20 protein-coding genes and 4 pseudogenes are annotated in these 23,126 nt (G+C 70.1%); 14 read left to right on the top strand and 10 right to left on the bottom strand.

Going from position 1 to position 23,126, the window contains the following annotated elements:
- Positions 1 to 171 precede the first annotated feature (171 nt).
- From IE255_RS31340 to IE255_RS31315, 6 genes and pseudogenes are all read left to right on the top strand, one after another.
- A pseudogene (locus tag IE255_RS31340) lies at positions 172 to 722 on the top strand (RNA polymerase sigma factor).
- Positions 723 to 765: 43 nt separating this feature from the next.
- Positions 766 to 1,602 (top strand): zf-HC2 domain-containing protein, encoded by an 837-nt coding sequence (locus IE255_RS31335; protein ID WP_190053756.1) that lies wholly within the window; start codon positions 766 to 768, stop codon positions 1,600 to 1,602.
- Positions 1,599 to 2,459 (top strand): ABC transporter ATP-binding protein, encoded by an 861-nt coding sequence (locus IE255_RS31330; protein ID WP_190053755.1) that lies wholly within the window; start codon positions 1,599 to 1,601, stop codon positions 2,457 to 2,459. The genes IE255_RS31335 and IE255_RS31330 overlap by 4 nt, the downstream gene beginning before the upstream one ends.
- Positions 2,456 to 3,976, top strand: a complete 1,521-nt coding sequence (locus IE255_RS31325; protein ID WP_190053754.1) for an ABC transporter permease — start codon at positions 2,456 to 2,458, stop codon at positions 3,974 to 3,976. Before IE255_RS31330 ends, IE255_RS31325 begins: the two co-directional genes overlap by 4 nt.
- Positions 3,964 to 4,605: an ABC transporter gene (locus IE255_RS31320; RefSeq protein WP_229906666.1), complete on the top strand. Its 642-nt coding sequence runs from the start codon at positions 3,964 to 3,966 to the stop codon at positions 4,603 to 4,605. Before IE255_RS31325 ends, IE255_RS31320 begins: the two co-directional genes overlap by 13 nt.
- Positions 4,606 to 4,631: 26 nt before the next feature.
- Complete coding sequence (locus IE255_RS31315; protein WP_190053753.1) at positions 4,632 to 5,579, top strand: LysR family transcriptional regulator; 948 nt, start codon at positions 4,632 to 4,634, stop codon at positions 5,577 to 5,579.
- Positions 5,580 to 5,596: 17 nt separating this feature from the next.
- Here the strand turns inward: IE255_RS31315 and IE255_RS31310 are convergent, their stop codons facing one another.
- On the bottom strand, positions 5,597 to 6,331 hold the full coding sequence (locus IE255_RS31310; RefSeq protein ID WP_190053752.1) for a dienelactone hydrolase family protein: 735 nt from the start codon (positions 6,329 to 6,331) through the stop codon (positions 5,597 to 5,599).
- Between the two features lie 170 nt (positions 6,332 to 6,501).
- On the opposite strand from IE255_RS31310, the gene IE255_RS31305 reads away from it, so the two are divergent.
- From IE255_RS31305 to IE255_RS31295, 3 genes and pseudogenes are all read left to right on the top strand, one after another.
- Positions 6,502 to 7,086: a hypothetical protein gene (locus tag IE255_RS31305; RefSeq protein WP_229906665.1), complete on the top strand. Its 585-nt coding sequence runs from the start codon at positions 6,502 to 6,504 to the stop codon at positions 7,084 to 7,086.
- A 37-nt stretch (positions 7,087 to 7,123) separates the two neighbouring features.
- Positions 7,124 to 8,252: pseudogene (locus IE255_RS31300) on the top strand (IS1380 family transposase); the annotation flags it as partial.
- Between the two features lie 146 nt (positions 8,253 to 8,398).
- Positions 8,399 to 8,512, top strand: a pseudogene (locus IE255_RS31295) (IS5/IS1182 family transposase); the annotation flags it as partial.
- 115 nt (positions 8,513 to 8,627) lie between these two features.
- Here the strand turns inward: IE255_RS31295 and IE255_RS31290 are convergent.
- Together IE255_RS31290 and IE255_RS31285 are read right to left on the bottom strand one after the other, a co-directional pair.
- On the bottom strand, positions 8,628 to 9,968 hold the full coding sequence (locus IE255_RS31290) for a VanZ family protein (protein WP_190053751.1): 1,341 nt from the start codon (positions 9,966 to 9,968) through the stop codon (positions 8,628 to 8,630).
- Between the two features lie 78 nt (positions 9,969 to 10,046).
- Entirely contained in the window at positions 10,047 to 10,511 is a 465-nt protein-coding gene (locus IE255_RS31285) for a hypothetical protein (protein ID WP_190053750.1), read from the bottom strand.
- A 192-nt stretch (positions 10,512 to 10,703) separates the two neighbouring features.
- On the opposite strand from IE255_RS31285, the pseudogene IE255_RS31280 reads away from it, so the two are divergent.
- Positions 10,704 to 12,026: pseudogene (locus IE255_RS31280) on the top strand (IS1380 family transposase).
- 509 nt (positions 12,027 to 12,535) lie between these two features.
- Here IE255_RS31280 and IE255_RS31275 read toward each other — a convergent pair.
- Both IE255_RS31275 and IE255_RS31270 read right to left on the bottom strand, forming a co-directional pair.
- Positions 12,536 to 12,736 carry a DUF397 domain-containing protein gene (locus tag IE255_RS31275; RefSeq protein ID WP_190053749.1) on the bottom strand — a complete coding sequence of 67 codons (201 nt, stop codon included), beginning with the start codon at positions 12,734 to 12,736 and terminating at the stop codon, positions 12,536 to 12,538.
- Positions 12,733 to 13,515 carry a helix-turn-helix domain-containing protein gene (locus IE255_RS31270; protein WP_190053803.1) on the bottom strand — a complete coding sequence of 261 codons (783 nt, stop codon included), beginning with the start codon at positions 13,513 to 13,515 and terminating at the stop codon, positions 12,733 to 12,735. The genes IE255_RS31275 and IE255_RS31270 overlap by 4 nt, the downstream gene beginning before the upstream one ends.
- 177 nt (positions 13,516 to 13,692) lie before the next feature.
- Here IE255_RS31270 and IE255_RS31265 point away from each other — a divergent pair, with 177 nt between their 5' ends.
- Positions 13,693 to 13,968: a hypothetical protein gene (locus tag IE255_RS31265; protein WP_190053748.1), complete on the top strand. Its 276-nt coding sequence runs from the start codon at positions 13,693 to 13,695 to the stop codon at positions 13,966 to 13,968.
- 4 nt (positions 13,969 to 13,972) lie between these two features.
- Here the strand turns inward: IE255_RS31265 and IE255_RS31260 are convergent, their stop codons facing one another.
- The 3 genes from IE255_RS31260 to mshD all read right to left on the bottom strand — a co-directional run bounded on the left by IE255_RS31260 (position 13,973) and on the right by mshD (position 15,663).
- On the bottom strand, positions 13,973 to 14,371 hold the full coding sequence (locus IE255_RS31260; RefSeq protein WP_190053747.1) for a PIN domain-containing protein: 399 nt from the start codon (positions 14,369 to 14,371) through the stop codon (positions 13,973 to 13,975).
- Positions 14,368 to 14,655, bottom strand: coding sequence for a hypothetical protein (locus IE255_RS31255; RefSeq protein ID WP_190053746.1), 288 nt, complete (start codon positions 14,653 to 14,655; stop codon positions 14,368 to 14,370). The genes IE255_RS31260 and IE255_RS31255 overlap by 4 nt, the downstream gene beginning before the upstream one ends.
- An 81-nt stretch (positions 14,656 to 14,736) precedes the next feature.
- On the bottom strand, positions 14,737 to 15,663 hold the full coding sequence (mshD, locus tag IE255_RS31250; RefSeq protein WP_190053745.1) for a mycothiol synthase: 927 nt from the start codon (positions 15,661 to 15,663) through the stop codon (positions 14,737 to 14,739).
- Positions 15,664 to 15,808: 145 nt separating this feature from the next.
- Between mshD and IE255_RS31245 the strand changes: the two genes are divergently transcribed.
- The 3 genes from IE255_RS31245 (at position 15,809) to IE255_RS31235 (ending at position 20,079) form a co-directional block, all read left to right on the top strand.
- Positions 15,809 to 17,626, top strand: a complete 1,818-nt coding sequence (locus tag IE255_RS31245) for a bifunctional metallophosphatase/5'-nucleotidase (protein WP_190053744.1) — start codon at positions 15,809 to 15,811, stop codon at positions 17,624 to 17,626.
- A 57-nt stretch (positions 17,627 to 17,683) separates the two neighbouring features.
- The gene (locus tag IE255_RS31240) at positions 17,684 to 18,907 is read left to right on the top strand and encodes an LmeA family phospholipid-binding protein (protein WP_190053743.1); all 1,224 of its coding nucleotides are present in this window, start codon (positions 17,684 to 17,686) and stop codon (positions 18,905 to 18,907) included.
- A gap of 149 nt (positions 18,908 to 19,056) precedes the next feature.
- Positions 19,057 to 20,079 carry a glycoside hydrolase family 5 protein gene (locus IE255_RS31235; protein WP_190053742.1) on the top strand — a complete coding sequence of 341 codons (1,023 nt, stop codon included), beginning with the start codon at positions 19,057 to 19,059 and terminating at the stop codon, positions 20,077 to 20,079.
- A 57-nt stretch (positions 20,080 to 20,136) separates the two neighbouring features.
- On the opposite strand, the gene IE255_RS31230 is transcribed toward IE255_RS31235, so the two are convergent.
- Both IE255_RS31230 and IE255_RS31225 read right to left on the bottom strand, forming a co-directional pair.
- Positions 20,137 to 22,191: a pectinesterase family protein gene (locus tag IE255_RS31230; RefSeq protein ID WP_190053741.1), complete on the bottom strand. Its 2,055-nt coding sequence runs from the start codon at positions 22,189 to 22,191 to the stop codon at positions 20,137 to 20,139.
- Between the two features lie 86 nt (positions 22,192 to 22,277).
- Positions 22,278 to 23,126, bottom strand: coding sequence for a hypothetical protein (locus IE255_RS31225; RefSeq protein ID WP_190053740.1), 849 nt, complete (start codon positions 23,124 to 23,126; stop codon positions 22,278 to 22,280).

Below are 23,126 nucleotides of genomic sequence, written 5' to 3'. Positions count from 1 at the left end.
TGAATGAACGGTTACGGCGACATGACGTGCGGGATAGCGGGGGGCGGCTCGCGGGCGTCCACCGCCGCCGGGGGCGGGCCGCGGGCGGCTGCCCACAGGCTGTGGACGGCTCCGGGGAAAGTCAAGCGTGCTTTCGTGAACCGTTCGCGCCGCGCGGTCCGATGAGGAGACGTGAGCGAAACGAGAAGCGACGGGGAGCTGCTGCGGGCCGTTGCCGCGGATGCCGACCGGCGCGCCTTCGAGGAGCTGTACCGGCGGTACGCGCCGTGGCTCCGGGCCCGGCTGCGGGGGCGGTGCGCCGATCTGAGCGTCGTCGACGACGTCGTACAGGAGACGTTCCTCGCGGTGTGGCGGGGCAAGGCCCGCTACCGGCAGGAGGGCGACTCCACGGACGCAGCCGGGTGGCTGTGGCGCATCGGGTCGCGGCGGCTGGTGGACGCGCTGCGGGGGGACGGGGCGCGGGGGCGGCTGCGGCAGCCCTGGCGCGGCTGCGGCACCGGGACGAGGCGTCGGCGGAGGAGCGCGTGCTCGCGGGGGTGGAGCACGGGGATCTCGCCGGGGCGCTGGTGCGGCTGTCGCCGGAGCTGCGGGCGGTGCTGCAGGCGACGGTCATCGACGGGCTGACGACCCGCGAGGCGGCCGTCCTGCTCGGGATTCCGCCGGGGACGGTCAAGACGCGGGCGATGCGGGCCCGGAAGCAGTTGCGGGAGGCGCTGGCATGAGGTGGCACGGACGGGAACGGCTGCGGCGGCCGGAGGTGACCTCATGAGCTGGCACGTACCCGAGGACGATCTGATCGCCTACGCGCGGGGCGAGCTCCAGGCGCCCGCGCTCTGGTCCGCTGACGCGCATCTGACCTCCTGCGCGCAGTGCCGCGGGGTGCTGGCCGAGGTCGCCGACCCGGTCGCTGTCGACGCGGGGTGGGAGCGGCTCGACGCCGAGCTGGACGCGCCCCGGACGGGGCTGCTGGAGTCGCTGCTCGTCCGGGTCGGAGTGGCCGGGCACACCGCGCGGCTGCTGGCGGCGGCGCCGGTGCTGCGGCGGTCCTGGCTCGGGGCCGTGGTCGCCGTGCTGCTGCTGAGCGTGGGCGCGGGGCATGCCGTGCGGGGCGGGGAGTTCCCCACCCTCTTCCTGGCCCTCGCGCCGCTGCTGCCGCTGGCGGGGGTGGCTCTGTCGTACGGGCCCGCGCTGGACCCGACGTACGAGATGGCCGTCGTCGCGCCGATGCACGGGTTCCGGCTGCTGATGATCCGGACGGTGGCCGTGCTGGTCGTCGTGCTCGCGCTGAACGGGCTGGCGACGCTGGCGCTGCCCGCGTACGGGCTGCACGCGCTGGCCTGGCTGCTGCCCGCGCTGGCGCTCACCGCGACCGGGCTCGCGCTGACGCCCCGGCTGGGGCCGGTGCTCGCGCCGTCCCTGGTGGGCGGGGCGTGGCTCGGGCTGCTGCTGGCGGCCGACGCGCTGCGGGCGGGGGCGGACGCTCCGCTCGCGCCGTTCACCGCGGCCGGGCAGGGCGTGGCGGCGCTGGTCGCCGCGCTCGCCGCCGGGCTGCTCTTCCTGCTCCGTGACCGATTCGACCTCTTCCAGGGACGTGCCGTATGACCACCACCGTGTCCGCCTCCGGGCTCTGCCTCCGCTACGGCGGCACCCGGGCCCTCGACGACGTGTCGCTGCGGCTGACCGGTGGCGTCACCGGACTGCTCGGGCCCAACGGCGCCGGAAAGACCACGCTGCTGCGGGTGCTCGCCACGGCCCGGCCCGCCGACCGGGGCGCCTTCACCGTGCTCGGACACGACCCGGCCACCGCCCGGGGGCGCCAGGAGGTACGGCGCCGGCTGGGCTACCTGCCGCAGACGCCGGGGTTCCACCCGGACTTCACGGCCTTCGAGTTCGTCGACTACGTGGCGATCCTGAAGGAGATGACCGACCGGGGCGCCCGGCACCGGGAGGTGCGGCGGGTGCTCGACGAGGTCGGCCTCGCGGATGTGCGCGGCAAGCGCATCCGCAAGCTGTCCGGGGGGATGCGGCAGCGGGTCGCCCTGGGGGCCGCCCTGGTCGGTGACCCCGGGTTCCTGGTGCTGGACGAGCCGACCGTCGGTCTCGACCCCGAACAGCGGATGCGTTTCCGGGAGTTGATCGCGAGGGCCGGGGAGGGGCGCACGGTGCTGCTGTCCACCCACCAGACGGAGGACGTGGCGATGCTCTGCCACCGGGTCCTGGTCATGGCCGGCGGCCGGGTCCGGTTCGAGGGCACCCCGGCCGAGCTGACCGCGCGGGCCGAGGGGCGGGTGTGGAGCAGTACGGAACGCGATCCGGGCGCGAAGGCGGGGTGGCGCACGGGGACCGGGACCTTCCGCAACGTGGGGGAGCCGCCGGCCGGGGCCGAGCTGCTCGAACCGACCCTGGAGGACGGCTACCTGCTCACGCTCGACGGCGCCGGAGCGGAGGTGTCGGCATGACCGCGGTGCTGCGGACGCCGGCCGCCCCACCGACCGTACGGGACGAGCCCGGCGGATCCTGGGCGGCCGTGGCGGCCCTGGCCCTGTTCGAGACGCGCCGGCTGCTGACGAGGGTGCCGGTGCTCCTCGCCTTCGCCGTGTACCTCGGCTGGACCGTGTGGCGCTCCGGCAAGGCCTGGGGCGGCTACCCGGCCCTCCAGGACGCCGACCGCGCCACCCAGACCGCGCCGATGCTGGTCGGCCTCGCGGTCCTGCTGTGCGTCAACCACGCCGCGCTGCGCTCGCGGCGGCACGGCACGGAACAGCACTTCGGGGTGCTGGCCCTCCCGCCGTGGCGGCGTACGGCCGCCCATGCGCTGTCGGTCGTGGCCGCGGCCCTGCTCACCGGGGTGTGCGTGGCCGCGCAGTTCGGCTGGGAGGCGCTCCGGCCCGGCGCGATCGGGCGCGGCTCGATGGGCGAACTGCTCGTGGGACCGCTGACCGTGCTGCTGTTCGGGCTGGCCGGGCTGCTGGTCGCGGGGCTGGTGAGGTCGGCTCTCGCCGCGCCGCTGCTGGTCGTGTTCTGCCTGTTCCTGTCCGTCTTCGGTACGGGGTCGGGCGAGGGCTGGGAGAGGTGGCTGGTGCCGGTGGTCGTCGAGTCGACCAGCAACACGCTGCCGTCCGACCTGCTGGGCCGGCCCGCCGGCTGGCACGCCCTGTACCTGGCCGGGCTGGCCCTGAGCCTGGGGCTGCTGGCGGTACTGATGGCGGGCGGACGCAAGCCGGTGGTCGTCGCCGGAGTCGCCGGGGCGGTGGCCATGACACTCCTGGGCGGGGTGGCCCAGGCGCGCGGCGACTCCCCCGAACTGGTCCGGGCTCGTGAACGGGCCACGCTCGACCCGGAGCAGGTGCAGTCCTGCGCCCGGCGGGACGGGTCGACGTACTGCGCGTTCCCCGAGTGGCAGCCCCGGGTCGACGACTGGGCCGGGGTGGTGGACCGCGTGCGGTCCCTGGCCGGTGGCCGCGCACAGGTGCAGGACGTCGTCGTACGGCAGCGGGTCGACGCCCGCTACGGCCTCACCGGCGATGCCGCGCTGACCCCCCTGGAGCGTCCGCACGAGGTGACCGTGGGCACCCAGTGGGGCGGCAACCGCGTCCCCGAGTTCTCCGCCGCCGTCGCCGGAGTGCTGGTCGCGGGGAACGAGAAGGCGTCGACCTCGATCTGCGACGGCCGCATCGTCACCGTCATGTGGCTGGCCCTGGGCTGGGAGTCCGACCCGATGGCGGCACTGCGCCGGGTCCGCCTCAACGACACCGTGACCGGCTCGGACTCCGTGCTCCAGCCGACGGACGGCCTGTACATGACCGCGGCCCAGACGGAGGTGCTGCGCGCGCTGTTCGAGCGGCCCCGGGGCGAGGTCACCGCCCGGGTGAAGGACCGCTGGGCCGAGCTGACCTCGCCGAAGGTGACGGCGGCCCGGGCCGCGCAGCTGCTGGGCGTGCCGGCACCCGAGGGGGACGACAAGTGCCTGGACTGACAAGGGCGTTGGTCCTCCCCGCCTGCCGGACCCTGCCGTGGCGCCTGGTCGGCGCGGCCGGGGTGGCGGGGCTGCTGCTCGCCGCGCTGACGCGGACGACGGGCGAGACGGGCGAACGGCTGTCCCTGCCCCTGCTGCGGGCCGCCGTCCTGGCCTTCGCGATGGGCCTGGTCTTCCTCCTGGACGACCCGGCCCGGCACACCACGGCCACCGTGCCGGCCCCGCGCCCGTTGCGCGTCGCCCTGCGCGTGGCCCTCGTCCTGCCCGCCGTGGCGGCCTGGTGGACGTCGGCCCTCCTGCTCGTGCCGCCGGACGTACGGCCCCCGGTCGCCGACCTCACGCTGGAGGCCGGGGCCGCCTTCGTCCTGGCGGTGACCGGCGCGGCGGCCGCGGTGCGCTTCACCGATGTCACCCGGCCCGGGCCGCTGGTGGCGGCGGGCCTGCTGACCTCGGCGGTCCTGGCCGTGCTGTTCTGGCCCAAGCGCTGGGCCCTGTTCGTCCCGGTGGAGGACGACCGCTGGGCGGCGGCCCACGACCGGTGGGCGGTGGTCCTGGCCGGGGCGGTGCTGGTGGGCGGGGTGTGTGCGGTGGAGCCGGTGCGGCGGCGGTGGGGGCGGGGCGGGGTCTAGCGAGGGCGTCTGGCTAGGTTGTCGCCGTGGACCTCAAAGCCGTACGGGCCTTCGTCGCGATCGCCGACTCCGGGCAGTTCCAGAAGGCCGCCGTGGACCTGTCCCTCACGCAGCAGGCCGTGTCGAAGCGGATCGCCGCGCTGGAGAAGGACCTCGGGGTGCGGCTGCTCGTCCGTACGCCGCGCGGTGCGGAGCTCACCATCGACGGGCAGGCGCTCCTGCCGCACGCCCGGGTCCTGCTCCAGGCGGAGGAACGGGCGGTCGCCGCCGTGCGCCCCGGCGACCGTGCGCTGCGGGTGGACGTCGTGGGCCGCCGGGCCGCCACCGGGGGGCTGGTACAGGACTTCCACCGGGCGCACCCCGAGATCCCGCTGGACGTCGTCACCCTGTTCGACGCGGATACGGCCATGGCGGCTGTCCGGGACGGGGCCGTCGACGCCACGTTCCGGGCCGTCACCATGCCCGGACACCGGCTCCCCGACGGCATCGAGGCCGTCCCCGTCCTCGACGAGCCACTGCACCTGTGCGTCGGCCCCGACCACGAGTTCGCCCGGGCGGAGTCCGTGACCCCGGCCCAGCTGGCCGGGCACCGGATCTGGATGCCGGGCAACGTGCCCGGCACCGAGTGGCACGCCTACTACGAGGCACTCGCCGCCGCCTTCGGGCCGACCATCGACACCATCGGGCCCAACTTCGGCCTCGAAGCGCTCCTCGACACGATCGCCGGCTCCCCGACCGTGGCGACCTTCCTCAGCGAACGGACCCCGCACGTCTGGCCCGTCGGCCACGACCTGCGGCTCGTCCCGCTCCGGGACCCGACGCCGGTCTACCCGCACTCCCTGCTCTGCCGGCCGGACAACCCGCACCCGGGCCTCGCCGCCCTCCGCGACCACCTGACGGCAACGCGCCCGCGCCTGCCCGAGGGAGAGACCTGGCGTCCGTGGTGGGCGGAGGCCCCTCCCGTCTCGGCCTGACTCCGCGGGCCGGAGCTTCAGCTGGTGGCCAGTGTGCGGTCGAGGAGGGGGAGCAGGCGCTCCCAGTGGCGCTGCAGTCCGGCCGGGTCGAAGGCGTCGGTGTCGGACATGGTGAACCCGTGCACGGTGCCGGGGTAGATCTCGGAGGTGTAGTCGACCTGCGCGGCGTCCAGGGCCCGGTTGAGCTCGCCTAGGGCCTCGGGCGTCAGGTCGCTCTCGGCGTGGCCGAAGTGGACCTGGGCGGTGATCTCGGCGAGGGTGCCGGGCCCGGCCGCGCCCACGGGGCCATGGAACGCGGCGACGGCCGCCACCCGGCCGGGGTGGGCCGCGGCGGTGCGCACCGCCAGGAGGCCGCCTATGCAGTAGCCGGTCACCGCGACCGGACCGGCGGCGACCTCGGGTTGGGTGGTGAGGAACCCGAGGTAGGCGTCGGCGTCACGCAGTACGCGTTCGGCGGTGTGCGCCTCGATCAGCGGCATCAACTGGGCCATGAGCGCGGGCCGGACCTCTTCTCCGATGTGCGCGGGAAGGTCGATCACCGGTGCCGGGCCGTGCCGGTAGAACAGGTTGGGGACCAGCACGTAGTACCCGTGCCCGGCCAGCTCGCGGGCCATCTCCCGCAGCACGGGCCGGATGCCGAAGCCGTCCGCGTACATCAGCACGCCTGGATGCTGCTCGCCGTGGTCGGGGAAGGCGGCGAAGGCGTCGGCCTGGCCGTCCGCGGTGGGAATCAGCAGCGTCTTGAGGGGCATTGAACTCTCCTGTCGTGGTTGATGTGCCGAAGCCTGTGATCAACACGACGGAGGCGGAGCCCGCGCGGCGCTCAGGAAAGCACCGGGTCACCAATCCGTGTGCGGCGCGATGCCGTCCCGGTAGTCATGGCCGCAGCCTAGCCCACCGGTCGCTGCGGCATGATCACGTCATGACGAGCCCTGCTGCCTTCCGGGACCAGAACAACTGGTCCGGTGGTTACTACGAGTTGGCCATCGAGGTGGGGTCGACTGATGACGCCCGGCTTGAGGCCCTCCTGCGTGCCCTGTGGTCCGCCGCGGACGTTCACGGCTGCTTCGGGCGGAGCGACCGTGAACCCGAGGAGCAGGACCCCGTGCCGTGCACGGTCGGTTCTCTGACCGAGTACGGCCATCTCCGCGGTCAGGTCCGTCTGCCGACCGGCCAGCTGGTCGTATGCGGTTGCGTGGCGATCCGCGGCGGTGACGACAGTAGCGACTGGCTGGACTTCTACGTCCCCCTGGGAGCGCTGGACAACGCGGACGTCGCGTACTGGGACGGCCGGCCGTTCTTCAGGTCCGGTGCCCTGGACGACTGGCTCGCTGCCATCGGAACCGAGACGTTCAAGAGCGCCCCCTTCAGCCTCGGCGTCATCGGCTTCGAGGTCTCCGGCTGCGCCGACGCGTCGACGTTGGCGGGAAAGCTGCCGCAGACGCGGGATATCGGATACCTGCTTCCACAGGACGACGTCCTGCACTATGGCGCCGCCAACACCTGAGTCTTTCTGAGGCCCGCCAGGAACGAACTGTCGGGGCCGCCCGGTGCCGGCCGTGTTCGGGCTGATCGCCTCCGATCCGACGGTCTCCCGGTTGATCGACACCCTCGCCGCTTCGGGCGAGAAGGCGCTGACCGCGATCCCCACCGCACGTTCCGAGTCCGCAGAACTGTCTGGGAGTTGGCCGGTGACCAGGTTCCTGATGCCGACGGGCTGTGATCGTGGACCTGGACGGGGTGCTGGTCGTCGCGCACTCGGACAAACAGGACGCCGCCCCGACCTGGAAGAAGACCTACGGCCACCACACGCTCATGGGGTTCGTCGACCACGGCCCGGGAGGAACCGGCGAACTCGTCGCCGCTCTCCTGCGCCCCGGCAACGCGGGCTCGAACACGGCCGCCGACCACATCACCACCGCCCGCCTCGCCCTGGCCCAACTACCCAAGAGGTACCGGCGGCGACGACAAACGCTTATCCGCTGCGACTCCGGCGGCGGCACCCATGAGTTCGTGGCCTGGCTCGCCCAGCGCGGACGCTGGCTGTCCTACTCAGTCGGCATGGTGATCACCGAGGCCATTCACCAGCACGTCCTGAAGATCCCCGCATCGGCCTGGACACCGGCCGTCGAGACAGCGGCGAAGTCCGTGACAGGACCTGGGTCGCCGAGCTCACCGGCGACATCCTCATCGGGTGGCCGAAGGGCCTGCGGCTGATCGTCCGCAAAGAACGGCCGCACCCCGGAGCCCAGTTGAGGATCACGGATGCGGACGGCATGCGGATCACCTGCTTCGTCACCAACACCCCCGACCGGCCGATCGCCGACCTCGAGCTTCGTCACCGGCTGCGGGCCCGCGCGGAGGACCGCATACGGGCCGCACGTTCGACCGGCATGCGCAACCTCCCCCTGCACGACACCGCGCAGAACAGGGTCTGGCTGGAGATCGTCCAGATTGCTCTCTCGACCTGCTGGCCTGGATGCCCATGCTCGCCCTTACCAGCCAGGCAAGGCTCTGGGAACCGCGCCGTCTGCGGTTCCACCTGTTCTCTGCGGCCGGCCAGCTCGTCACACCGGTCGGCGCCGCATCCTCCGTCTCGCCCACCACTGGCCCTGGACCCGCGAGATCACAGACGCCCTCGAACGGCTCGCACTCCTGCCGAACCCCGGCTGACCAGCGGACTTCCCTGTCCCTACGAGAAGAGGATCCAGCCCCGCAGTGGAACCCGTCGTCCAGCTGAGACGACACCCGGGTCCTCGGCCTGCCCGCCTCCGGCCACCGACAACGAAATGGGCCCCGACTCCGTCGCGGCCCATCACGAAAGAGGCATCGCCCGCCTGAAGCGCTGGCGAATCTTCCGTCACGCCCGGTGCAGCCCGAGCCGCATGACGTCACTCACCAAGGCTGTCCTCACCCTGGAGCGGCACCGCTGAAAAGGCCGCGACCGCGCGGCATTTCACGTGGGCAGGCTCCGCATGACGCTGAAGCGACTCTCCTGCTGCCGCGATCCGAAGTGATCATGTTACGCATGGGCCAGCTAATACTCGCTTACTGGGGCTGCGAAATCACTTCGGAAGAGTTGCGGTGGATGCTTCCATCAGTGGCGTCCACAACGGCCGAGTGCAGGGTGTTCCTGTCCTGGAAGGAGAGGCGCCAATGGATACGCCATTGACCGTCGCGGCGCTCGGCCAGGTAGATGGGTTCTTCTCGTTTGCCGTCGCTAGGCTTGAGCTTGAAGCGGGTCTCGAACCTTTTCCATGCTTCAGCTTCGCTGATACGAGCTTGCGGGAGTTCCGGATCGTTGATGTGTCGCACCATTAGGTCAGTCATGCCGCCTGATGGTTCGATCACAATGTCGAGACGCATGGGCATCAGCACCTCTCCTCGCCACCTGCGCCATTCGACGATCCAGCCAATATTGGCCTTCTCGTCGATGGCCCGTACAGTGACCTTGGAGCGGCGAAGGGCCCATGGGGCGTACTGGGAGGCGTATTGAGTGGCGACGCGCTCCGCTTCCTGCGCGGTATGGGTGGGGCGGCTTACATCAGGGACCTTGTAGGCATAGGTGCCTTCCCCGTGATAGGTCGGGGTGAAATGGGCGGTGAATTGTTCACGATCCGGCCAGGTTATTTCTGCGAACCCTCCGTGGAGTTGAGCGGTGACTGTGCCTTTGCCACCAGATGTTTCCAGGAAGTCAGCCTTGCTGATTCGATGAGTCCCTTCGAACGCCTTGTTGAGAGCGCCGTCAAGAGCTTGGACCTGGGCCGCGGTGGCTTCTGGAACCTTGGTGGGCAGGACGGCGCGTACTGGGTGGATGACTGTCGCCCAAGCCGCTGTGATAAGAACGACTGTGGTAGCACCGATCGCGGTGGTGCGCTGCACCGTGGTCTTGCTCATCGATTGGGTGCTGTGTATGCGGCGGCAGATGACGGCGCCCATAATAGTGCCCATAAGGACGCCAGCAGTATTGGTGGCCAGGTCATCGCTATCACATAGCCGGCTGATGAAGGGGGCGACAGCCTGTGAGGTCTCCACAGTTGCGATGAAGACGATGCCGGTAGCCGCGGAAAACAGTGGTCTTCTGGTGGCCAGAGCGGCGAAGAGGCCGAATGGCATCAGTAGCAGTACGTTGAGCTGCCCTTGTGTGCCGGTGAAGGCTTCAAGCACATCCGGGTTTATGGTGCACTCGCCCGTTGCTAGGCCACTGCCCGCCCATGTCGTCAGAGTCAGTGGACCGACTGTAGAGGATGCCCAAAGTCCGTAAAGGGCTGCTTGAGTGCGGTTGGTGCGCCGTGAGAACAGTAGGTAGGTGGCTACTCCGGCGAGCAGAGTGATGGCAATGGCAAGAGCCAGGAAAGCCAGATGGTCTTGAAAGACGGCTCGTATCACGAAGCCCTCTCCTACGGGATGCGGTGAGGGCCCGCACCTCAGGTGGGGAGGCGCGGGCCCTTGCGAGTGCTGGTTGGGCTAGCAGTTGTATGCCGGAGGCGTCGCGTACGTTTGGCCGCTGGCATAGAGCTTGCCGTAAGTCGCACTGCAACTCTTGCTGGCCGACCAGGACTCATCGTAGTGGAAAGGAGTCTTGGACATGTTGATCGAGCTAGACCAGTGGTTCGTTCCGCCCCGCTCCCAGCCAAGCTTGCCTGTGAGGCTGCCGCCGCTCTTGCGGTAATAGCCCACGTGGACGTAGGTGCCGCTATTGGCGAGGTGGATCGAGAGGTACCCGTTAGAGAGGGTGGTGCAGCGGTCCCCACGGGTGATGTAGCCGTCGTTGGGGCATGACGTCACTGCGGCCGAGGCCGGAAGAGCGCCAATGCCAAGCGACGCGATTGCGGTTGCTCCAATGACAGCTGCGCGTATGCCTGATCGCACGAAACCAACCTTTGTAGGCGCTTTCTTCCACTTGTTGTGGACATGGTGAATATACAGCATGGAGCCCGCCCTCGTGATCTTGACGTGTCGGCTGGCGCTCGTGAACTCCGTGGCGGTGCGGTAGTTAGCCTCGCGCTTTCACGCGGCATGGCGTCCGGTGGGTGATCGGAAACGCGGAGAGTGCTCCTGACCTGCAACGGTGGGACTTGCCTAGGGTCCAGGTCGTCGCATGGAAGAAGCACTCTCCAGGTGATGAAGCGTCTCGGGTCCTACCCGCGTGTCCGTACCGAAGGCGGTGGGCGCGGGGTGGTCTCCCAGGCCAGCGGTGTGCTGCTGGTGGAGACGATCCGCAAGACCGGTCTGGATCAAGCGATATCGGCGGCGCCGGCACCGTGGCGCAAACCGCGGGCGGTGCATGATCCGGGCAAGGTCCTGCTGGATATGGCGCTCGCGGTCGCGCGGAGACTGCCTGGCGGACGTGGGCATGCTGCGGGCCGAGCCGTCGGTGTTCGGGCTGGTGGCCTCCGATCCGACGGTCTCCCGGCTGATCGACGCGCTGGCATCGGGTGGGAAGCGCGCGCTGACCGCACTGCGGCAAGCCCGCGCTGAAGTCCGCGAACATGTGTGGACGTTGGCCGGGGAGGCGGCGCCGGACGCGGGCGGGCAGGTGGTCGTGGACCTGGACGGGGTGCTGGTGATCGCGCATTCGGAGGAGCAGGATGCGGCAGCGACCTGGAAGAAGGCCTTCGGGCACCATCCGCTGATGCGGTTTGTCGACCACGGCCGGGGCGGGTCCGGGGAGCCGGTGGCTGCTCTGCTGCGGCCCGGGAACGCGGGCAGCAACACCGCGGCCGACCACATCGAAGCCGCCCGGCTCGCCCTGGCACAGCTGCCGAAGAGGTACCGGCGCGGACGGCGGACGCTGATCCCCACCGACTCGGGCGGGGCACCCAAGAGGTCGTCGACTGGCTCGCCGCCCGCGGCCGGTGGCTGTCCTACTCGGTCGGCATGACCATCACCGATGCCATCCACCAGGCCGTTCTGAAGGTCCCGGCATCGGCCCGGACGCCGGCCGTCGAGACGGACGGCGAGGTCCGCGACGGCGCCTGGGCGGCCGAGCTCGACGGCGACTGTCTCAAGGGCTGGCCCAAGGGGATGCGGCTGATCGTGCGGAAGGATCGGCCTCATCCCAGGGCCCACTTGCGTCTCACCGATGCCGACGGCATGCGCCCGCTGGAGCTGCGGCACCGCCAGCGGGCCAGGGCGGAGGACCGCATCCGTGCCGCGCGGGCCACCGGCCTGCGCAACCTGCCCCTTCATGACCGCACAGAACCAGGTCTGGCTGGAGATCGTCCAGATCGCCCTGGACCTGCTGGCCTGGATGCCGATGCTCGCGCTGACCGGCCAAGCCCGCCGATGGGAGCCCCGCCGCCTGCGGCTGCGGCTGTTCTCCGCGGCCGCTCAACTCGTCACCACCGGACGCTGCCGCATCCTCCGCCTCGCCAGACACTGGCCCTGGACCGGTCTGACCACCGACGCCTGCAACGGCTCGCGGCCCTGCCGAACCCCGGCTGACCGGCACCTCCCCGCCCCCACGAGCAGCACTACCCGACCGGAGCCGTGGAACCCGGCGCCCACCCGGCGCGACAGACGGGCCATCAGCCTGCCGCAAACAGAAATCCCCGCTCTGAAGTAGCAGAAAGGGTCCGTCAGCAAGCTGACGGACCCTCATGCAAGATCGAGGCTAGCAGCCAGTGGAGCACTTGGGCCCCCACTCCTGCCCGCAACCTCATGGTCCCTGCCCGGTCCCTGACCCAAACGCTCCACTCGCCACCCCACCCCCACCCACTTACCGCTCGCCGCTAAGCGCACCCGGCGTGCCGGCGTGCTGGCGAGGCGCGACCGCGTCCCGCGACCCAGGCCAGCCTCTTGACCCACCTGGGGGGACGGCTGGCCTGGGACCCCGCTTTCCCGGGCCGCTCGCTCGCGGCGGAGCCGACGCGAAGCGCCCTTGATGCAGGCCGTGGAAGCACGACACTGGCAAAGAAGCGGGCGGCCCCGACAGTTGCCGTCCGACGCCGGTGTCATCGACTCCTGACGTCCGCCAGGAACGACGTCCACGAGGTCGCGCCGAACACGAGTATCGGGCCCTGGGGCTGCTTGCTGTCGCGGACCGGGACTGTGCCGGGGCAGTTGTCGGCGACCTCGAGGCAGTTGTTGGCTCCCCCGTCGCTGTAGGACGACTTGCGCCACACAGCGGTGGTGAGTTCGGGGGTGTTCGTCATGATCTGTGCTCCTTCAGTACGTCCTTGATGAACGCGAGCGAGTCCGACGGGGACAACGCCAGGTCGCGAAGCCGATCGTAGGACGATCGCTCCCGAAGAACCTCGTCCGGATCCTCGATCAGGCGTCCGCTGCTGTTGCCTTCCGTGTAGGCAACAGCACTCCCATCCCTCTGCCAGAGCAGCACCAAGGACCCGTTCATATGGTGGTGCGCGCCCGCCGAGAACGGCAGTACTTGGAGCGTCAAGTTGGGCCACAGCGCGGCGGCCTCAAGATGAAGAAGCTGGTCCTGCCAGGTCTTGCCCCGGGCAGCGGGGCGTCGAAACGCGAACTCGTCCACGATGATCCGGACCTCGGGCTCCGGCTTCTGTCGCAGCAGGTACTGACGTCTGAGCCGGGCCGCCACCTGCTCCTCGACGGCCTCGTCCCCGTCGGCCGTTGTCTGAGCCCCGGACAACACCTCTCGGGCGAAGTCCTCGGTCTGGAGAAGTCCTGGAATCCCCAGCGAGAACACCCACATGATCCGAGCCGACGCCTCCAGCTTCATGTACTCCTTGTACTGATCCTTGAACGCATCCAGCCGAGCCGCCTTCCAGTGGCTCAACAGCAGGTCACCCGTGCCGTAGTACGCGTCCAGGTCCTCCATGACCGTCACCTTGGACAGCCGCTCGCCCGACTCCAGCCGGCTCAGATAGCTCTTCTCGTAGCCGGTCTCGTCGGCCAACTGCCCCAGTGACTTCCCGGCCTTCTCCCGCAGGACCTTGAGCGTCTGCCCCAGCATCGCCCGCCCGGAAACCGGCTCAGCGTCAACCTTCCCGCCCACGTCACTCCTCCCCGTTGCCTGCGCGTCAGACAACACCGAACCCCTTCCGCAGCGTACGCGCGATCAGTGACGATCGAGGCACGAACGGTAATCACCGCTCGTCACACCCTGTTTCCCCGCCCGAGAGGCCCCCGCATGAGGCTGCTCCCCTGGACCGGCGCCGACGGCAAGCCCTGTTACCTCAGCACCGACGACCCGCACAGCCTGCTCTCCCGGCTCGCCGACGACATCGAGGCCGCTCAACTGGCCTCCGCGGAGCAGGTGCTCGCCGGCTCCAAGGCCGTACTCCACGACCCCAGGGCCGGTGAACGCGCCGTGCGTTTCGCGCTGGTCAGGGCGGTGGAGTCACTCGGGGACACGCTGCGCATCGCGGTGAGCCGTGGCGGGCGGGTCCCCGAAAGCGACGCGTGACAGGTCAGGTGAAGCCGAGCATGCCGGGGGAGTCGATGTCGACGGTGAGGATGCCGGGCGGGTACTCGTCCTCCCGGCCCGTCAGGATGATCGACATGCCGCCGGTCTCCAGGTGCGGCGTCGCGACGTAGAGGGCGTGGCAGATGTCAGGGCCGCCCCAGCCGTCCCTGAACATCGCGCCGACCGTCGCGGCCCCGGTCTGGTTGAGAGGGTCGACCATGACGCCGGGCAGGGCGAGAACATCACCGGCGACGCCCTTCTCCGTGGACTCGGCGTACATCAGGCACAGAGCCGGGATGTGCAGCCAGGCCCCCGGCGTGCGGGCGACGTTGTCGGCGAGGTGGTGCAGGGCGCGGTGCCCCTGGGTGAGCGCGATCACCGCGCTCGTGTCGAGGATGATCACGCGGCCTTGCCTCGCAGGTTGTGCATCTTCTCCGCGGCCATCGCGTAGATGTTGGCCAGTACGTCGGGCCCCTCGTCGAACTCCTCGTCCGTCAGCGTGCAGCCCATGCGCTCGCGCAGCACCTTCCTCGTCGCGGCCACGCGTTCGGCGATCTGGGCGGCAGTGAGCTGCTCCGCCGCCAACTGCTCCACCAGCTGCCCCAGAGTCACCCCGCGCTCCTTGGCCACCTGCGCGAGATGATCACGGGCCTGCCGGGACACCTGAATGGTCGTGTTGTCTGCCATGGTCACACTGTAGTCACATTACAGCGGCGTGCGCCGGGGCTCCGACCCCTTTCATTCGATGGTGTGAAGACCCGGCAATTCTCACGTCTCCGTGCGGTACATCAGATCCACCTCGTGCGTCACGAACCCCAGCCGCTCGTACACCGACACCGCCGCCTTGTTGTCGGCGTCGACGTACAGCATCGCGGTCGGCAGCCCCCGCCCCGCCAGATGCCGCAGGCCGATCGTCGTCAGGGCCTTGCCGAGGCCGCCGCCCTGGGCGCCGGGGCCGACGCCGAGGACGTAGACCTCGCCGAGGCCCTCCTCGGCGTGCACCTTGGTCCAGTGGAAGCCGACGAGTTCGTCGCCGCGGAAGGCGAGGAAGAAACCCGCGGGGTCGAACCACGGCTCGGCCTTGCGGTCGTCGAGGTCGCGCTGGGTGAGGGAGCCCTGCTCGGGGTGGTGAGCGAAGGCGGCGGCGTTGACCGCGAGCCAGGCCGCGTCGTCCTGGCCGGGGACGAAGGTGCGGACGGTGACGCCCGGCGGCAGCACCGGCTCGGGGGCGTCGAAGTCGGTCAACGAGCGGCGCATCTGGCGCAGTTCGCGGAAGAGGGTCAGTCCCAGGACCTGGGCGAGGTGCCGGGCGGCGGAGTGGCCGCCGTGTGCCCATACCCGCAGGCGCTTGCCGGAGGCGGCCAGCAGCGCGGCTCCGAGCGCCCGCCCGTGTCCGTGCCCGCGGTGCCCGGGGTGGACGACCAGCTCGGCGGCCGGCGGCTCCACCGGGTCGGTGTCCTCCAGCTGGGCGTAGCCCACGAGTTCGCCGTGGACGGTGAGCAGCAGATGGGCCACGCCCGCGCGCTCCCCGCCGCGCAGCTGCAACCGGCCCTGTTCGGACACCGCCTGCTGCCCGTCGGTCCGGGCCGCCTCGGCGAGCAGTCCGAACACGGCCTCGGTCTGCTCCGCGGAGAGCGCGGCAAGGGTCTCGATCGAGCGGGGGCGGCCGGGCCGTACGGTGTCGTCGCTGGTCATGCGTACGAGGGTACGGGGAGCCACCGGCAAATCGGCGGCAAAGAAGCAACCAAGGTGTAACCACGAAGGACCTGTCGCGCTACGCGCGTTGACTCTAGGCTGCGCCGGACGACTTCACTGTCCCAGCAGACCCACAGGGGGGCGTATGTCAGCCACTTCCGCGGCGCATCCGGAGCGCCGGAGACGCCGTACGTACCGTTTCGTCGCTCTTGCCGCCGGTGTCGTCACCGTCGGCGCGCTGGCCGCGGCGGCGCTGCCGGGGGCGGCGACCGCCGGCGAGGACCGCCGCGAGAGCGGGCACTGGCCGGGCCGCTACCAGGACGTGCAGCTGCTGTCCTTCAACGACCTGCACGGCAACCTGGAGCCGCCGGCGGGCTCGTCCGGCCGGGTCACCGAGCACCAGCACGACGGCACGACGAAGACCATCGACGCGGGTGGTGTCGAGTACCTCGCCACGCATCTGCGGCAGGCGCGCGCGGGCGAGAAGTACTCCATCACCGCCGCCGGCGGCGACATGGTCGGCGCCTCCCCGCTGATCTCCGGCCTCTTCCACGACGAGCCGACCATCGAGGCGCTGAACAAGCTCGACCTCGACGTCACCTCGGTCGGCAACCACGAGTTCGACGAGGGCGCCAAGGAGCTGGCCCGCCTCCAGAACGGCGGCTGCCACCCCAAGGACGGCTGCTACACGGACGAGGAGTTCGAGGGCGCCGACTTCCCCTACCTCGCGGCCAACGTCCTCGACGAGAAGACGAACAAGCCGATCCTCAAGCCCTACTGGGTGTGGAAGAAGAAGGACGTCAAGGTCGGCTTCATCGGCGTGACCCTGGAGGGCACCCCGGACATCGTCTCCGCCGAGGGCGTCAAGGGCCTGGTCTTCAAGGACGAGGTCGAGACGATCAACAAGTACGCCAAGGTGCTGCAGAGGCAGGGCGTGAAGTCGATCGTCGCCCTGATCCACGAGGGCGGCTTCCCGGCCTCGACGTCGTACAACTACGACTGCGACTCCCCGGGCGCGGGCGACGGCGTGTCCGGCCCGATCGTCGACATCGCCAAGAACATCACGCCGCAGGTGGACGCGCTGGTGACGGGTCACACCCACGCCCCGTACGTGTGCACGATCAACGACCCGGCGGGCAAGCCCCGCATGGTCACCTCGGCCGCGTCCTTCGGCCGTCTCTACACGGACACGACGCTGACGTACGACCGTCTGACCGGCGACATCGCCCGTACGGCCGTGAAGTCGGCGAACCACGTGGTCACCCGGGACGTCCCCAAGGCGCCCGACATGACCGAGCTGATCAGCAAGTGGAACACCCTCGCCGCGCCCATCGGCAACCGCCCGATCGGCTACATCTCCGGCGACATCGGCAACACCGGCACCGAGTCCCCGCTCGGCGACCTCATCGCCGACGCCCAGCTCGCCCACGGCAAGCAGCTGGATCCGGAGACCGACCTGGCGCTGATGAACCCCGGCGGCATCCGGGCACCGCTGACGTACGCGGCCAAGGCCGGTGAGGGCGACGGCGTCGTGACGTACGCCGAGGGCTTCACGGTCCAGCCGTTCGCCAACACCGTGAACCTCCAGGACTTCACGGGCGCCCAGCTGATCCAGGTGCTCAAGGAGCAGGTGTCCGGCCCGAACGCGGCGTCGCCGAAGGTCCTCCAGGTCTCCGCCGGTCTGACGTACACGCTGGACCTCACCAAGTCCGGCGCCGACCGGGTCGTCACCGACTCGATCAGGCTGGACGGCAAGGCCATCGACCCGGCCGCCACCTACCGCGTCGCGACCAACAGCTTCCTCGCGGGCGGCGGCGACGGCTTCCCGACGCTCGGCCAGGGCACGAACGACGTCGTCGGCGCCGACGACCTGACCGCGCTGGAGCAGTACCTGACGGCCAACTCCTCGGCCGGCAGCCCGATCGCACCGCCGAAGGCCGACCGGATCACGGTCGTGAAGTAAGTCGCATACCTGGGGTACAGGTTGGGGTGGGGGTCGTGCGCATGATCGGATGGATCGATGCGTACCCCCCACCACTCTGATGCGCATCCGCGTCCGAACCCGTACGAGGAACTCGCCGCCCTCGACGACGGGCCTCTGGAGGAGACCCCCCTGGAGGAGTTCCGGAAGGAGTCCTGGGACTCCCAGGGCTCCGACGAGGACGCCGAGGACGCCTGGGCCCCGCCGGTGCACCGCCGGGGCGGCCGTCGAAGGAAGAATCGTTTCGCCGGACTGCCGCTCGCGGTGAAGGCGGTGGTGGGCCTGGCCGTGCTCGCCGCGTTCACCGCGCTCGGCGACCGCTGGGCCCTGCTGTACGCCGAGCACCGGGCCGCCGACACCCTCAAGGACCGCCTCGACCTGGCGGCGGCGCCCGAGGTGGAGATCGGCGGGTTCCCCTTCCTCACCCAGCTCGCCGACAAGCGGCTGGACTCGGTGAAGGTGACCGTCCCGGACGTCGCCGCCGACCGGGTCTCGCTGGCGAAGGTGTCGGCCACGGCCCATGACATCCGGCTGGACGCCGACGGCCTCACGTCCGTGCGCGGCGCCCACGTCCCCCGGTTCGAGGGCGAGGTCGTGCTCTCCTTCGCTGATCTCAACCGCGAACTCGGCGCCTCCCAGGTGACGTTCACCGGCGAGGGTCGCGACCGGGTACGGGCCCGCGGCACCCTGCCGGTCGCCGGGCACAACCTGCGGCTGCGGGCCGAGGCCCGGATCCAGCGGCAGGGCGAGCGGGGCATCACGACGGAGATCGGCGGAATGCGCCTGGACATCGGGGACCTGGCCACCTACCGCCCCGGCACCCGCCCCTCGGAAGGCCTGCACCTGACGCCCAAGGGGTCCGCCGATCTGGCCCGGGAGACCCGCAAGGCCAAGGCGCTGCTGTCGGTCCCGGCCATCGTGCGGCGCATGGGCGTGCCCGAGGCGACGGTCCGCGAGGCCCTGGCCGACGACGGCAAGCTCGCCGAGCTGACCGGCTCCCCGCGCTTCGCCCGCCAGGCCCAGCGCCTCAACCTCATCGACCTGGCCCTGGACAACCCCGAGGTGCTCCGCCGCCTCGGTCTCGACCCCGCCCTCCTCGACTCCCTGTCCGGCCTGACCCGCCCGGTCCTGGCCGACCGGCTGTCACTGGCGTTCGAACTGCCGGAGCCGGAGCAGGGCGAGGTGCGGCTGCGGGACGTACGGGTGGAGGAGGACGGCATCCGGGTGCGGGTGTCGGGGTCGGGGCTGACGGTGGGGCGGTGAGCTGCCGTCGGCAGCGCCTGCGTTCTTGATGAAATTTGATGTGCAGATGTGTTGACCTCTGTTCGAGGCCTCTTCTAGTTTGCGGGAGCCAACGAGCCGCCGATCTGTACGCGAGTTCTCGCGCACGCAACTGCTCAGAAGGGGATGTCGTGTCACGAAAGACTCATCGGGGGACAGCCGGCCTGGGGGCGCTGCTCGCCTGCGCCACGGCATTCGGCGGGGCCCTCGCCACCCCCGCAGCCGCCTCGCCCAGCGCACCGCCGCCCGTCAGCGACTTCAAGGGCGTCAACTGGGCCGACCCGCGCGACAACTACGCCGACGACGCGGTCGTGCCCTCGGGCCTGTCCACGTCCGACAGCTACGCCACCACCTACGCCAAGTCGCAGGCGATCATCGGCGGCTTCGCCAAGCTCGGCGCCAACACGGTCCGCCTCCCGGTCAACCCGACCTCGGTGAACGGCCCGTTCTGGAAGTCGTACCGGGGCGCGATCGACGCCGCCACCGCCAAGGGCTTCAAGGTCATCCTGGGCTACTGGGAGGCCGACAACGCCAAGGACGGCAAGATCGACAACCAGGCGTCCTGGGACCAGATGTGGGCGCGGATCACCTCCTCCTACGCCCGCAACTCCAAGGTGTACTTCGAGCCGATGAACGAGCCGTTCGGCTACACCGCGCAGCAGTGGACGGACATCGCCGCGAAGTGGGTGACCACCCACAACAACGTGCCCCGCGACCGGGTCCTGATCGGCGGGTACAAGTACAGCGAGGACGTCAAGCCGGTGTGCGCCGACCCGCGCCTGAAGGGCACCCGCCTGGCCCTGCACAACTACGGCTTCTGGCACACCGACTGGACCAGCGTCGACCAGTGGAAGCAGGACTTCAAGGCACGTATCGGCGACTGCGCCTCGCGCACGATCCTCGACGAGTTCGGCGCCTCCATGACCACCGGCCTGGACTACAACGGCCCGGTCAACGGCTCCAACGAGGTCGCCTACATACAGGCCGCGACGGACATCATCCGGGAGCTGGGCCTGGGCTCGGTCTACTGGCCCGGCCTGCGCAACGGCGACACCTACTCCCTCACCACCCTCCAGGGCACGGGCACGAACCTCAGCCTGAAGGTGAACAACCAGAGCGGCCTGGACCGGCTGCACTACGCCTGGAACCAGTAAGGATGGTGGCCCTTCCGGGTTCGGCGCCGCTTGTCAGCCGAACCCGGAAGGGAGCCGTCAGGACGCCGAAGGCGTCCAGCCCGCGAGCCAGTCCGCGACCTCCTGGTCGGCGGCCTGCGCATCGGTCAGGTGCGGCCGGTTCGCGCTCGCCGAACCGGCGCCCGCACCGCTGTTCTTGTACTCGGCGAACCGGTCGTCCTTCCACGAGAAGCCGCTCATGTCGGTCCACGGCGTGGACTTGATCGCGGCGCTCAGGTTGGTGTTGCGGACGGTGGTCTGCGGGTCGAGGGAAGCGTCCCCGCCCGCGTGCCAGGGCCGGCCGAGGTGGAAGCTGCCGGCCGAGACGTCCCCGTTCACGGTGGAGTTGGCGATCAGGATGCCCTTGCGGTTCGCGGCCGTGCTCGGGGCGGTGACGTAACCGCCCGAGGCGCCGTTCCAGCGCTTCTTCAGCGTGATGACGGACCTGTCGACGACGGCCGTGGCCCGCCCGAAGATGAAGTCGACGTTGCCGATGACGTAGGAGTCGCTGACGTACACCCGGCCCAGCCGGTCCTTGGCCGCCGTGTCGAGGAGCAGCGTGTCCTGGTCGCCGCTGACGATGATCCTGTCGAGGAACACCTTGTCGGCGGCGGTGCGCAGGGCGACGGCCTGCTGCCCGCTGAGGCCCTGGTTGGCCTTCTCGTCGAAGTCGTTGGAGATGGTCAGGTTGCGGGCCTGGAAGTCGTCGGCCTCGACGGCGACGGTGGCGCTGCCGCTCGTGCCGTACGTGCCGCCGCCGGGCTTCGGCGTACCGGCGGCGTTGTTGTAGACGATCGTCGTGTCCTTGCGGCTGCCGCCGGTGCCCTGGATGGTGACGTGCGGCTTGTTGGAGGGGACCTTCACGGTCTCCCGGTACGTCCCCGGCTTGACGGCGATCACGACCCGCGACGGGTTGTTCGCCGGTACGGCGTTCACGGCGGCCTGCACGGTGCGGTACTGGCCGGAGCCGTCCTGGGCGACGGTGAGGGTGGTGGCGGCCGCGGCCTTGGTACCGGCCGTCGTCCCTATGGAGGCGCGGGGCCCCGTCCCCGACTTGAGCAGCCCCGGCACATCGGCGGCCTTGTCGAGGCTGTAGGGGTAGTACGCCTTCGGATCGAAGGCGGTGCCGCCGCTCTCGTTACGCCCGCTGGTCCCGGAGAAGACGCTGCCGCGCTGCACGACGGCGGCCCCGCTGTCCTTGATGACCGGGTTCTTGACGCCCTGGAAGTAGGAGTTCTCCAGAACCATCTTGGTCGCGCCGCGCGCGTAGTTGCCGTACGAGGACCAGATGTCCGTGCCCGGGACGTCCTCCAGGAAGTTGTTGTAGAGGTGCGCGTGGGCGGCGTTGTCGGTGGACGGGTTGCGCTGCTCGGTCTCGCGGATCCAGTTGTGGTGGATCGTGATGTCGGTCTTGACGTTCTCGGTCCAGCCGATGCCGAACGTCTTGTTGTTGTCGCTCAGCTTGTTCCAGGAGACGGTGACGTTCGTGCTGTCCTTGCGGACGTCGATGAGCCCGTCGGCCATGTGCCGCAGGTCGTTGTGGTCGATCCACACATGGTGGGCGCCGTCCATCTGGATGGCGTCGAAATCATGGTCCTTGTCGTTCCAGATCCCCTGGTACGAGTCCCGGATGGTCAGATTCCGGATGATCACGTTGTGGACCCCGGAACCGAGGAAGAACCCACCACCGACGATGTGCCCCGAGGTCCCGGCCCCGACGATGGTCTTGTCGGACTGCACCTTGATCTCTTTGCCGACCGGGTTCATGGTGATCGCCCCGGCGACGACGATGACGTACGGCTGGGTCGCGGTGGCGTACTTCTCCAGCTCGGCCTGCGTCCTCACGGTGACGACCTGGCCGCCGCGCCCGCCGTACGTCCCGTTCTGCCCGAGGGAGTTGACGGAGGCGAACCCGTCGGCGGTGTCGGCGGCCCAGGAGGGGGCGGCGGCGGAGGCCCGCTGTGCGGTGAGCCCGAGGGCTCCGAGGTCGGCGCCGTAGGCGAGGGTGCCGGCGGCGGCCAGGGCCAGGGGGACCCCGGCCGCCAGGGCTGTGCGGCTTCTGCGGTGCCTGGGGGTGCTGCGCAGCTCACTCATGCGGCGAATCCGTTCCGTGCGGGGGGATGATCCGGGAGTGGGTCGCCGCCCCGCACGGAAAGGTTGCCGTGCCGTGCGTATGTTCCTTACGAGGTGCAGGACTTGGGGTCGAGCTTCTCCTCGATCTTGTCCTCGCGGCCGTCGGGCTGGCCGTTGGGGAGGAGCTTGTCGGAGATGCCGTCGATGTAGTACCCGTGGGAGTAGATCGTCTGGTAGCCCCGGTCACGCCAGCTGTGCACGGTCCGGTCGCCGTCGCCCTTGTTCCACTGGTAGTCCTCGACGTGGAAGACGGGGTTGACGCGCACGACCCGCTGGTACGGCGTCCAGGTCACGGCGACCTGCCGGCAGGGCGGGATGGTCTTCTCGCTGCGGGTCTCGAACCGGGACTCCTTCTCCCAGCCCCACTCGTAGCCGGCGCTGCCGCCGACGGTGCCCGAGAAGATGCTCTTGGCGAGGGAGAGGCTGATGGTGCCGCCGACGCTCTTCTTGGCGAACGTCTTGGTGCTGTAGCTGCTGACGAAGGTCTCCTTGTCGTCGGCGGACCCCTTGTTGCCGATCCACCGGGACGTGCGGACGGTGTCGCCCTTGATCGACCAGGTGGAGGCCTCGGCGTACCCGCACCAGCCGCGGAACAGCTCCCACGGCCCGGCGGGCTTCCACAGCCCGAAGACGTCCCGCAGGTACTCGTCGCGGGTCTTGAACTCGCCGGTGTCGACGTTCAGCGCGCCGTAGACGCCGGTCAGGCTCGTCTCCTGGCTGCACAGCCGCTCGATCATCCGGTCGGTGTCACCGGGGTCGACACCCCGGATGTTCGTGGCCCCGGCGGGCCCGGCGGTGGCGGTCCCCGCGCCGGCCAGCAGACCGGTTATCGCGAGGGCGGTGGAAGCGACAACTACGCCGTACTTCTTAAGAGTTGACTTGCGTGTGAGACGCAT

The organism is Streptomyces lomondensis, assembly GCF_014651035.1.
GTDB lineage: Bacteria > Actinomycetota > Actinomycetes > Streptomycetales > Streptomycetaceae > Streptomyces > Streptomyces lomondensis.
This window is presented reverse-complemented; position numbering and strand designations above follow the sequence as displayed.

What these genes read in the sequence shown, in the direction of transcription:
- IE255_RS31335 (WP_190053756.1), top strand. Translation starts at nt 766, where the DNA reads ATGAGCTGGCACGTACCCGAGGACGATCTGATCGCCTACGCGCGGGGC.
- IE255_RS31330 (WP_190053755.1), top strand. Translation starts at nt 1,599, where the DNA reads ATGACCACCACCGTGTCCGCCTCCGGGCTCTGCCTCCGCTACGGCGGC.
- IE255_RS31325 (WP_190053754.1), top strand. Translation starts at nt 2,456, where the DNA reads ATGACCGCGGTGCTGCGGACGCCGGCCGCCCCACCGACCGTACGGGAC.
- IE255_RS31310 (WP_190053752.1), bottom strand. Translation starts at nt 6,331, where the DNA reads ATGCCCCTCAAGACGCTGCTGATTCCCACCGCGGACGGCCAGGCCGAC.
- IE255_RS31305 (WP_229906665.1), top strand. Translation starts at nt 6,502, where the DNA reads ATGACGAGCCCTGCTGCCTTCCGGGACCAGAACAACTGGTCCGGTGGT.
- IE255_RS31285 (WP_190053750.1), bottom strand. Translation starts at nt 10,511, where the DNA reads ATGCTGTATATTCACCATGTCCACAACAAGTGGAAGAAAGCGCCTACA.
- IE255_RS31275 (WP_190053749.1), bottom strand. Translation starts at nt 12,736, where the DNA reads ATGACGAACACCCCCGAACTCACCACCGCTGTGTGGCGCAAGTCGTCC.
- IE255_RS31270 (WP_190053803.1), bottom strand. Translation starts at nt 13,515, where the DNA reads ATGCTGGGGCAGACGCTCAAGGTCCTGCGGGAGAAGGCCGGGAAGTCA.
- IE255_RS31265 (WP_190053748.1), top strand. Translation starts at nt 13,693, where the DNA reads ATGAGGCTGCTCCCCTGGACCGGCGCCGACGGCAAGCCCTGTTACCTC.
- IE255_RS31255 (WP_190053746.1), bottom strand. Translation starts at nt 14,655, where the DNA reads ATGGCAGACAACACGACCATTCAGGTGTCCCGGCAGGCCCGTGATCAT.
- mshD (WP_190053745.1), bottom strand. Translation starts at nt 15,663, where the DNA reads ATGACCAGCGACGACACCGTACGGCCCGGCCGCCCCCGCTCGATCGAG.
- IE255_RS31245 (WP_190053744.1), top strand. Translation starts at nt 15,809, where the DNA reads ATGTCAGCCACTTCCGCGGCGCATCCGGAGCGCCGGAGACGCCGTACG.
- IE255_RS31240 (WP_190053743.1), top strand. Translation starts at nt 17,684, where the DNA reads ATGCGTACCCCCCACCACTCTGATGCGCATCCGCGTCCGAACCCGTAC.
- IE255_RS31230 (WP_190053741.1), bottom strand. Translation starts at nt 22,191, where the DNA reads ATGAGTGAGCTGCGCAGCACCCCCAGGCACCGCAGAAGCCGCACAGCC.
- IE255_RS31225 (WP_190053740.1), bottom strand. Translation starts at nt 23,126, where the DNA reads ATGCGTCTCACACGCAAGTCAACTCTTAAGAAGTACGGCGTAGTTGTC.